At 68.6% G+C, this 10,226-nt stretch carries 9 protein-coding genes and 1 pseudogene; 2 read left to right on the forward strand and 8 right to left on the reverse strand.

Annotated features, from left to right (window positions below):
• The first annotated feature begins 250 nt into the window (after positions 1-250).
• The gene (locus tag ACFULQ_RS46610) at positions 251-544 is read left to right on the forward strand and encodes a transposase family protein (RefSeq protein ID WP_383557198.1); all 294 of its coding nucleotides are present in this window, start codon (positions 251-253) and stop codon (positions 542-544) included.
• 228 nt (positions 545-772) lie between these two features.
• Here the strand turns inward: ACFULQ_RS46610 and ACFULQ_RS46615 are convergent, their stop codons facing one another.
• The 4 genes from ACFULQ_RS46615 to ACFULQ_RS46630 all read right to left on the reverse strand — a co-directional run bounded on the left by ACFULQ_RS46615 (position 773) and on the right by ACFULQ_RS46630 (position 6,586).
• The gene (locus ACFULQ_RS46615; RefSeq protein ID WP_383557201.1) at positions 773-3,607 is read right to left on the reverse strand and encodes a tetratricopeptide repeat protein; all 2,835 of its coding nucleotides are present in this window, start codon (positions 3,605-3,607) and stop codon (positions 773-775) included.
• 299 nt (positions 3,608-3,906) lie between these two features.
• Complete coding sequence (locus tag ACFULQ_RS46620) at positions 3,907-5,364, reverse strand: ATP-binding protein (protein ID WP_383557204.1); 1,458 nt, start codon at positions 5,362-5,364, stop codon at positions 3,907-3,909.
• Positions 5,361-6,053, reverse strand: a complete 693-nt coding sequence (locus tag ACFULQ_RS46625) for a response regulator transcription factor (RefSeq protein WP_383557206.1) — start codon at positions 6,051-6,053, stop codon at positions 5,361-5,363. Before ACFULQ_RS46625 ends, ACFULQ_RS46620 begins: the two co-directional genes overlap by 4 nt.
• Positions 6,054-6,298: 245 nt before the next feature.
• A complete protein-coding gene (locus ACFULQ_RS46630) occupies positions 6,299-6,586 on the reverse strand; it encodes a DUF6924 domain-containing protein (RefSeq protein WP_383557209.1) in 288 nt (95 codons plus the stop codon).
• Between the two features lie 881 nt (positions 6,587-7,467).
• On the opposite strand from ACFULQ_RS46630, the gene ACFULQ_RS46635 reads away from it, so the two are divergent.
• Complete coding sequence (locus tag ACFULQ_RS46635) at positions 7,468-7,932, forward strand: nuclear transport factor 2 family protein (RefSeq protein ID WP_383557220.1); 465 nt, start codon at positions 7,468-7,470, stop codon at positions 7,930-7,932.
• Between the two features lie 73 nt (positions 7,933-8,005).
• Here the strand turns inward: ACFULQ_RS46635 and ACFULQ_RS46640 are convergent.
• From ACFULQ_RS46640 to ACFULQ_RS46655, 4 genes and pseudogenes are all read right to left on the reverse strand, one after another.
• Positions 8,006-8,443, reverse strand: a pseudogene (locus ACFULQ_RS46640) (ATP-binding protein); the annotation flags it as partial.
• Between the two features lie 74 nt (positions 8,444-8,517).
• Entirely contained in the window at positions 8,518-8,691 is a 174-nt protein-coding gene (locus tag ACFULQ_RS46645) for a hypothetical protein (RefSeq protein WP_383557212.1), read from the reverse strand.
• Between the two features lie 245 nt (positions 8,692-8,936).
• Positions 8,937-9,620: a TetR/AcrR family transcriptional regulator gene (locus ACFULQ_RS46650; protein WP_383557215.1), complete on the reverse strand. Its 684-nt coding sequence runs from the start codon at positions 9,618-9,620 to the stop codon at positions 8,937-8,939.
• Positions 9,621-9,732: 112 nt separating this feature from the next.
• On the reverse strand, positions 9,733-10,226 hold a 494-nt coding region (locus ACFULQ_RS46655; protein ID WP_383557217.1), incomplete at its 5' end, for a hypothetical protein.

The raw sequence follows: 10,226 nt of genomic DNA on the forward strand, positions 1-10,226 counted from the left end.
GTCCAGCGACGGACCTGCCGGACGGTCAACTGTCGCTCGCCGACGACGAGGAGCCTGCGCTGCAACGGTGAGCGCGGCGGCACGGCCGAGATCCGGGACGAGGCCCCAGGCCCGTCCCGGATCTCTTTCATGGGCCCGACGGTCGCCGTCCTTTGTCCTGCGCCGTGCCGCCGGGCGGGTCGGGGAGCCTTTTCAGCGTGGCCGCCGATCGGGTCAAGGCGGTTCTGGGTCCGCACCGCACGAGGCTCCCGTGCCGTTGAGGGAGGTGTTCGACGCCTCAACTCGGCGGCACTGGAGCCTCGTTCGTTCCCTGGTCAGCCTGACGCGCCTGCGGCGGCACGACACCCTCGCCGAACTCGCGGCCGGTTTCGGTATCTCCGTCGGCACCGCGCACGCCTGCACGGCAGCCGTCATCGCCCTGCTCGCCGACCGCGCGCCCGGGCTCCTGCCGAGCCCGCGCGAAGCCGACCCCGACTGCGTGCTGCTCGACGGCACCCTCGCGGAGTGCGACCGGGGCGGCGACAGCCGGACCGAAATTCTCTGAAAACCGCCGTCAGCAGGGCGTCGACGTGCAGGTGGTGACTGATCCACTCGGCCGGATGCACGGGGATGGGGACGCCTTGTCGTTCGCGGTCCGGGGGATCCGGTCAGGTCGTGCGCGCGGCCGGGCAGGGCGGGCGAGATCCAGACCGACCGCCCCTACATCGGAGCCGGCCCAGGCGTGACAACACCACGCAGACACCCGTCCGGATGCGACCTCACACCAACCCTCCTATCCGGCCGGCTCGTCGCTACGCGCTTCCGGCAGCTCCCGTACGACTGTGTCCACCAGGGCCGCCACCGTTTCTCCGTAGAGCGGTCCCGTATCGGGATGGGCGCGGATGACGGATCTGGTGTACCGAAGCAGTGCCACGCTGTCGCGCAGGAGCGACAGTCTGCCTCTGGCCAGGAGCGGGAGAGCGAGGCTGCGGATGCCGTCCCACCGGGTCTGCGCGAGCCAGGCCGACGCGGCTCGGGCAGCCCCCCGCAACACCTCGTCGTCCCGCTGATGGTGCCTCTCGAGGAGCCGGAAGGCTCGGTCAGCCAGTTCCTGGGCGTAGGGGGCGTTCCTGCTCCAGGACTGAGCGGCACGGCTGAGCGCTTCGTGGGCCTCTTCAGGGCGACCCAGCCACAGCGACGTCAACGCAAGTCCGGCCCATGCCCACGCGTAGTCGGGATCCAGGGACACCGCACGTTGGAGGTCGGGCAAAGCTTCCTCGTAGCGGCCCGCTCCCCAGCGCACCCATCCCCGCGCGGCGGCCTGCCACTCGCCGTCGGGTGACAACTCCACCGCACGCTCGAGGTCTTCGAGAGCGGCCTCGTCCTGGTTCAGCCGAAAGTACGCCCACCCCCGCCATGTCCGCGCCCATGCGTCGGTCGGATCGGCGTCCAGCGCGAGGTCGAAGGCCTGGATCGCTTCGGCGGCGTGCCCGAGTCTGCAGAGCAGGAAGCCTCGCCTGGCGTGCACGCGGGCTTTGTCAGGCTCGAGAGCGAGGGCGCGTCGGAGGTCGTCGAGTGCTTCGTCGATCTGGTCGGCGGCAAAGCGGCATTCGGCTCGTTCGAGCAGAACCCACACCGAATTCGGATGCCTTGCCGCCGCCTCGTCGAAGCCTGCGAGCGCCTCGGGGAGAAGACCCTTCCGGCACAGGAGACGAGCCCGGTAGATGCGGGCACCGACATGGCCGGGCGCTGCGTGCACAGCGCCGTCGTAATCGGCGAGCGCGGCCGCGTCCCTGCCCGAAGCTTCGAACGTCAATCCGCGTTGAATCAGCGCCTGGGCGTTGTCGGGAGCTTGTGTCAGAACGCGGTCGAGGTCCGCCAGTGAGTCCTGATGACGTCGCATCAGCCTGAGGACAACACCTCGGCGTACCAGCGGGTCTGCGTTCTCGGGCTCGAGGGCGACCAGGCTGTTGACGTCTTCCAGGCATTGTTCCAAACGGTTGGCGAGTTGGTGCAACCAAGCCCGTTCCGACAGGGCGGCCACCTGGTGTGTGCCGTCCAGCCGGCCGTCTTCGAGGAGGAGTCCGAGGAAGGCCGAGCAGTCCTGAGACTCGTTCTGAACGGTCGCGGCCAGCGTCCGTCCGATCAGGCGCACCTGGGGCGTGGCTGAGTCCTCTCCGGCCTGCACGATCGCCTCGGCGATACGCCGGGCCATGACAGGACCCACCTCGGCTGCCCGCACCGCCGCGTGCAGCGCCTCGGCCAGCACGCCGTCCCGCTGCCCGCACAGCATGTGGTAGACCTCCTCGACGGCACAGTCCTGCCATTGAGGGTCCCACCAGCCCTCCGTCGTGTCCTGGTGCTGCTCGTCACGCCAGCCACGCCAGGCGCGTTCCAGCTGTCGGTGCTGCGCCCGCCAGCGTTGCGGCGAGCGGGTGCGCTCCAGCCGGACCATCGCGGTGCGCACCACCTCGTGGTAGTGGCAGCTTCCGGCGTCGTCCTGGACGAACGGCATGCCTCGGAGCCATTCGTACAACTCCACGGCGGACTGCCCGCCGAGGAGAACGTCCACGACATCCTGGTTCACTGTCCTGGGCAACGCGCAGGCCAGAGCCGCGCTACGCCGTGACTGCTGTGACTCCCACTTGAGGAATCGGTCCACGGCATCTCCTGCGGAGTCCCCGACTTGGGAAATGTCGCCCGGTCGGCTTTCCGCGAGGGTGGCGACGAGCACCGGCAGACGGCCGGTGACCGCGAGGATCACCTCGACTACGGGTGGGTCCGTCACTCCCTTGTCGGCCAGCAGTCTTCTGGCCTCCTCTTCCGTAAACGGCAGTAGCGGCAGGTACTCCATGGCATCCAGGTACGGAGCCCAGGCCCCCGGGGGCAGGCGGTGCTGACCCGCGACGGTGACCACCAGGTTCGCCGGCAGGTCACCGTACCGGCCCTCAACCAGGTCGAGCAGCCACGTGCCGAGGAACACCTCGGTGCGCTCGTAGGTGTCGAAGAACAAGGCGAGCCAAGGGACTTCACGGGAGAGCCGTTGTAAGAGCTCCACGAACGGCGGAGTGAGCGTTTCGGCGGGCCCGAACGGGGCGATGTCGGCGGCATGGCCACGTTCGTTGAGGAGCGCTCCCACTCGATGAGCGGCCTGGCTTACCTCCTGGGCCGACACGGCCCCGGCCAGAGGACCGACGACAGGCAGGCTCTGCACGACGGCGAGGCCCACGCCGGCCGCGATCCTGCCCGCAGCGGACGAACCCTCAGCAGCCGAGTCCGCCGGCGCCTGTGCGTCTCGCAGTTGATGACGGTACGAGGCCAGCGCTTTGTCGAATTGCTTCGCCGCGCTCCCCGGAGCCAATTGCCGGACCACTGACTCCAACGTGGCGACAAGCCCCTCTGACTTCTCATCAGCCCGTGCGGTCATTGCACCCGCATCGTCTCGGGCCACACGCTGGAACTGCTCCACCAAGAGGGTCTTGCCCACCCCCGCGTCACCGTGGATGTTGAACAGAAAGCGTCGTCGCTCGTCGTCCGGTTCAGTCGTGAAGTTGCGCCGAAAGTCCGCGAGTTCTGCCCTGCGCCCCACGAACCCGGCCCGCCGACGACGGCGTATCAACTCCTGCATGCTCGGGCTTTCAGTCACCGCCTGCCCCCGCCCTCCTCGTCCTTCGTCCACTGTGGCAGGGGCTCACGACCCCTTGCTGAGCCTTTGCAGCAGAAGCATCCCGGATGCCTGGTTCACGCGACTTCCGGAGAGACCTCTTGAGGCGAGCCACCCCCACCGGGTGCGCGCGTGGACGGGTACCGGCTTGCAGACGGGGTCGAGCAGGCGGGGTCGGGACGTGGCCGGGCGCGCAGAGCGTGGGAGCGGGCGTTGCGGACTCCTACGCCTTCACCCGGTCGGCGGCCAAGCTGAAAGGCTCTCTACGTCGTTCTGTGGGGCGCGGTGTCATCCCCGGCGGCGAGCCGTGCGATCGGGGCGGGCGGGGCCGCGGCCGGCAGGTCGACCCGAAGCAGCGCGCCACCGCGTGGGGAGCGGGCGACGCCGGCTCGGCCGCCGTGGGCGTCGACGACCCGCTGCACGATCGACAGCCCCAGACCGGATCCCGGCAACGCCCGGGCGCTGTCGGCACGGTAGAACCGGTCGAACACCCGCGGCACGTCGGCCGCGTCGATGCCCGGTCCGGCGTCGTCGACCTCGAGCACCGCCGACGCGCCCTCGGCACGGAGCCGGACCTGGACCGGCTGGTCCGCGGGGGACCACTTGCCGGCGTTGTCGATGAGGTTGAGCACCGCCCGCTGGAGCGCAGCGGGACGCCCGCTCACCCACACCGACGTCACGTCGAGCGCGACCTCGATGTCGGGCACGCGAGAACGTGCCCGGATCGCGGCGGCCGCCACCACGTCGGCGAGGTCGAGCAGCTCGGTGCTCTCGTCGCTGACGTCACCGCGCGCCAGGTCGGTCAGCTCGGCGACGAGGGTGCTCAACTCGGTCACCTGGGCGCCGAGATCGTCGAGCAGCCGGGTCCGGCTCTTCGCCGGGAGTGCGCTGTCCAGGGTGCCGCGCCGGTCAAGCCGGATCAGCAGCTCGACGTTGAGGCGCAGGCTGGTGAGCGGTGTCTTGAGCTCGTGGGCGGCGTCCTCGGCGAGCAGCCGCTGGGCCCGCCGGGAGTCCCGGAGCGCGGCGAGCATGTCGTTGATCGACTGGATCAGCCGCCGGATCTCCCCACCGCCCTCGTCCGGGATGTCGGCGTCAAGATCCCTGGTGTGCGCGACACGTACCGCGGCGGCGGTCAGCCGGTCGATCGGTGCCAGCCCGGTCCGTGCCACGGTCCGCCCGACAAGAGCGCCGCCGACCACGCAGAGCAGCCCGATCAGCAGCATGCCGAACCCGAACCGGTTGATCGGGCTGTCGTCGGCGACCTGGGCCACCTGGACCGCGCCGTCGCCCGCCCGCAGCGTGTAGATGGCGTAGCCGTCCTCGTCGCTGTCGTTCGACTCCATCAGGTCGGCCGACGCGCCCTGCGCCACGCGCCCAGCTTGCTCGCTGACCGGGGGCAGCGTGGGTTGGCCGGCCGGCGTCCGGATCGAGCCGTCGGGCAGGATGACCCGCACCAGCCGACCGGATCCGGGATACGGAGGTAGCTGGACCTGCGCCAGACCCGCGCGCTCCGCGTTCGCCGCCAGGACGCGGGAGTCGGCGCGCAGCTGATCCTCGTAGGTCTTCTGCAGCTCCCAGCCCATCAGCTGGCTGGCCACCTGGAAGGCCAGGAACACGCTGACGGCGATGGCTGTCGCCGCGATCACCGTCAGCCTGGCCCGCAGGGACCGCCGGCGCCACCATCGGGTCAGCCGGCGCGGTTCCCGGCCGGGCCTGCTCACGGAGGAGTCTCCCGCAACGTGTATCCCAGGCCGCGCAGCGTGTAGATCAATCGCGGCTCACCGTCGGCCTCCAACTTGCGGCGCAGGTAACTCACGTATACCTGGAGGTTGTTGGCGGTGGCGCTCATGTCGAAGCCCCAGATCGCCTCGAACAGCACGTCGCGGGTCACGACCCGGGTCGCGTTGCTCATGAGGACCTGCAGCAGGGAGAACTCGGTCCGGGTCAGCCGCAGCGGCCGTTCGCCCCGCCACGCCTCGAACCTGTCCGGATCGAGCCGGACGTCGGCGAACGACAGGATCTGCGACTCCCCGTCGGTCGGCGTGCGCCGGCGCAGCAGGGCCCGCACCCGGGCCAGCAACTCCTCGGTGGCGAACGGCTTGGGCAGGTAGTCGTCGGCGCCCGCGTCCAGCCCCGTGACCCGGTCGGAGACCTGGTCACGGGCGGTCAGCATCAGCACCGGCAGATCCCGACCCGCGGCCCGCAACCGCCGACAGGTCTCCAACCCGCCGAGGCGGGGCATCATCACGTCGAGGATCAGCAGATCCAGCGTGTCGCCGTCGGCCCCACTGAACCCGTCGAGCACGGCGAAACCGTTGGCGACGGTGCTGGTGTCGTAACCCTCGACCTGGAGCACCCGCGCCAGCGACTCACGGATGGCCGCCTCGTCATCCGCGATCATGATCCGCACGCCGGCCCGCCCCCTTCCAGTCGATGTTTTTGCCGTTCATTGTCCCCGATCAACCTGAGGCCAGTGTTAGAGCGTTGCTGGGGACGGCGCTCTTACGGATACCTAAGCCGGTCTTGCCTTCCAGGCGTGGGTCCGAGCTGGTCTTTCGTAGCATGGGCGGGCCAAGGGTTCTGGGTGTGGCTGTGAGCTTGTCGCCGTGATCAGACTTCGCGAAAATGGCTCTGTCCGCAGTTCCGTGAACCCGTTCAGAAGGACCGGAAGATCCCCTCGAGATCATCGTGAGCCCATGCCGCAAACTCCTCGAAGCCCAGATTCCCGATGCTCAGGTTCGCGTGGACCTCGTGGAGGCTTCCGGGGATGATGCGGAAATCACGACCGAACTCGGTCAGTTGTTCGTAGTCTGCTTCGTCCACGCATTCCTCCCGCGTCAGCGTGGTGACCGCCAGTAGCGGGTCGCTCTTGGCCTGCATGGTTGTACGGTCGGCAAGAAAGACGACGGCCACGCTGTCGTCGCCGCGGACTGCCGTCAGCACCTCGTCAACGGTCGCCCCTGACCAGGCCGGATCGTCGATGGGATGTCCGCCTCGTACTGTCTGTCTCCCCAGGGCTCCGTCAGTGCCGCCGCCACGTCCTGGCACACCTGGTCGTCGAGGTAGTCGGTTCTGACGACCAGGGCATCGAACTCATCTCGGCCCGTGACGGCGGGCAACGCTCTCATGGATCATTCTCCTCGGTAACGATCGGTGAGCCTTGCCCGACTGTGTCATGGGCCGTTCCCGAGGATGCGGGTTCGGAGGAGTTCGAACGAGGCTCGACTGTACATAGCCCGCTTGAGTGTCCTCACCCGGTTCACGTTTCCCCCGACGGCTCCTGAGCTCCAGGACAGGGTCAGGCAGGCGGTCAGCCGACGCCGTCACCGCCGGGCTCACCCTCACCTGGAGCTCCGGCGCCGTCGAAGGCTACGTGAACCGGGTGAAAACGCTCACACGAGCCATGTATGGCCGAGCCTCATTCCAACGCCTGCCGACGCGCATCCTCGGCCAGCCATGAGGATCCGAGAGCAGGGCATACAGTCATGACCCATGAAGTCGCCGCAACCCACGGATCCGCAAGCCGAGGCCGCACAAGGCCGTATCGCTCTATGGCTCGACCAGGAGGACTTGCGGTGGCTGGCGCAGCACTGCTGTTGCGCAGACGACGCACCCGACGAAGACAAGGACCGCTGCGGACGGCTCCGCTTCCGGGCTAGCGCAGCCCTGCACAAGCATCAGCACTCGTCATGAGGACGTAGGCCGTCACGGAACTGCGGCCAGATCCGCGGAATCCCCGCGGCCGATCGTCGCCTCAGTGTGTTCGCTGGCAAATCGAGTGGGGAGCGTAGACCGCGCCCTGCCGGTGCTGGAGCGGAAAGCACATTGTGGACTTCCTCCACCGACTTGACCTTGGCGAGTCGAGTTCGGTGGCCGAGCTGTTCTCGCTCGACGGTGTCTGGCACTGGCCTTTTGGAAACCGGCAGATTGGGGGGCGCGAGGCTCTGCGCGCCTACCTCGCCTCTCGCCCAAAGGACAGGCTGTCGCGCCGTCTGATGACGAACATCCTGGTCACGGTGGAGTCTGAGGCGACAGCGCGGGCGGTCTCGTATGTGACGACATACCGGGTCGATGGCTACTCAGGTGGAATGGTCGAGCCCCGGCTCCCGGCGAACGTCGGCCACTACGAGGACGTCTTCCGCAAGATTGACGGCGTCTGGTTCCTCGCCGGCCGCACTGTCTTCCTCCCCTTCGGTGGTGGAATGGAACGGCTCCCCCTGGCGGATGCATCGTCCGCTGGACGACTCCGCTGTCGCCCCAGCGACCGTCAGGTCGCCGGGCCCTGGTGATCGGTGAGGGGCAGCCGACCCGGGCGCGAAGGACGTGGTCGATTTCGGCGACCAGTTCGCTGACGGTGATGTTGAGGATCGCCTCGGCGCGTTCCATGGGCTGGTAGCCCACCTCGTCGACCACGAGGACGCTCGGTCGCAGGTAGGTGTCGAGTTTGTTGACCAGGCGGCCTGCCGCTTTGGCGGCTTTGAGGTTGTGGACCATGTCGTCGAGGCTGGTGAAGTAGGTCGAGTAGCCGGCCCGGCAGGCCGCGACCGGGAGAGGGACGGCGATATGCGTCTAGCCCACCCCGGGCGGCACCAGCAGGGCGGCGTTCGCCTTGCCGTCGACGAAGGAGAGGTCGGCGAGGTCTTTGACTTTGCGCGGGGTGAGCTCGGGTTGGAAGGAGAAGTCGTAGCCCATCTTCGCCTCGTCGGCCCGGCGGGTGTACGCACTGATGGTTTCCGCGAGGTGGGGCAGGCCGAGCTTGCCGGCCGTGGGGCGGATGCGGTTGCCGGTCAGCTCGCTCAAGACGGCTCATCCGTCGGGACGTTGGTGCTGAAGAGTCGGCTGCCGGTCAGTTGGGCAAAGACCGACAGCGGACGCTACCCGACCTCGCGTTGGGGTGCGGCGGACCGGTTCAACAGAGCTTGCAACGGCCCGATGCGACCGGAAGCGGAGAACTCGCTTCGTGGTGGTTGCGGCTCGTCGCTCGTCGTGGTGCGGCGGTTCTTGCCGGTCGGCAGGCCGTCCCAGTGCTCATCCTGCTTGACGACCACGCCGCGGCCGACCGTCCGCGAATGGCTGGACAGCAGGGTCTTGCCGCTGGCATCAGCCCATTCGGCTCGGCGGTGGAGCTGGACTACGTCCTCACCGGCCCGGGACGGGAGCGCAACGTGTTCAACTCGCCCTTTCCCTGAAGAACTTGGGCGTACGGGGTTGCATGAAGTCCTGCCGGATCCAGGTCCGAAGGGCCTCCTCGTGGATGGCCCTGGACCGCGCTTTCGCAGGGTTCCTCGGAGTCTCAGAGGCCGATGGTGGTCGCAAGGCCGACGGTGTGGGTGCGCAGGAAGTCCTCGTGGTCGCTGACGGTGTCCGGGCCATGGTGGCCGAAGACGTCGAAGAGGACGGCGCCGATGACGGCCGACCACAGGCCGTAGACGCGGGCGATGTTCTCCGAGGGCATCTGGAGGCCGTAACGGTGTCGCAGACGTTCCATGTCGGCGCGGAGGGTGGGGCTGAGTGCCGTGTCGATCTTTTTGAGGTGTCCTGTGCGCCAGGCGTCCTCGGCGATGGCGGCCAGGGCGAGGGCGAAGCGTGTGCCGGGTTCGACGGTGCGGTGGCCGGGGGCGGCGTAGCCGGGTACGGGTGTCCCGTAGAGCAGGGCGAAGCGGGAGGGCTCCTGGGAGGCCCAGGAGCGGAAGGCGAGGACTGCCACTTCGAGTCGTTCGCGGTGGGAACGGTGGGCGGCTGCTTCGAGGGCGGCGTCCACTTCGTCGGCGAGTTCGTCGTAGGCGTCGACGATGAGCAGGGTGATGAGTGCTTCGCGGTCGCGGACGTAGCGGTAGAGCGCGGACGGTACGACGCCGATGTCGCGGGCGACGGCGCGCAGTGACAGGTCGGCCGGGAGCACCGTCTTCAGGTGCTCCCGTCCGATGTGCACGATCTGGGCCATCATCTGCTCACGCGCTGCTTGCCGCGATGTCACCTGGTGCTCACTCCGTAGGGGGTGCTTGGGCGGGGGTGCGGGGTGCCTGCCGGCCGAGGGTTTCGCCGTCGGCCCGGGTGGCGGGGAGAGGCTGTTGTGACTGCTCTTCAGGTCATTGTCGGTCAGCGCGGCGCCGGTGCAGGAGGTGGGCTGCACTGTAGGCGAGGGCGGCGAGGACGATGCCGACGGCGAATGCGGGGTGCATGTCCTTGGTGAGGCTGGGTGCGCGGTCCGGCAGCGCGCTCCACAGGGCGAGTGGGACGGCGTATGCGACGCCGAGCAGGGCCGCCCAGGGCCGGAGGGCTCGTAACCGTGGGTCGCGCAGGGTGAGGTGGACGACGATGATCACCGGGATCACCGCGAGCATGGCGAAGCCGCCCACGATCATGATGGGGATGAGCAGTGCGGAGACGAGGACGGACTTTCGCATCGTCGTGGAGTTGCCTTGGGGGGTGTGCTCGTCGCGGGGAAGCGGCTGGTCGTTCATGAGGTCTCCCTTGGTCGGCAGGTGCGCGGGGTGGTGCGGGCTCACGCAGCGGTCGACGGTGCGGCCTCGCGCCTCAGGACGCGCCACGACTGCCATCCGCGGCAGGCGATGTACGCGAA

This window comes from Streptomyces sp. NPDC057253, from assembly GCF_042669125.1.
In the GTDB taxonomy this organism is placed as follows: Bacteria; Actinomycetota; Actinomycetes; order Streptomycetales; family Streptomycetaceae; genus Streptomyces.

Bases quoted from the DNA above. Each gene is read 5' to 3' on its own strand.
- ACFULQ_RS46615 (WP_383557201.1), bottom strand. From the start codon at position 3,607: ATGCAGGAGTTGATACGCCGTCGTCGGCGGGCCGGGTTCGTGGGGCGC.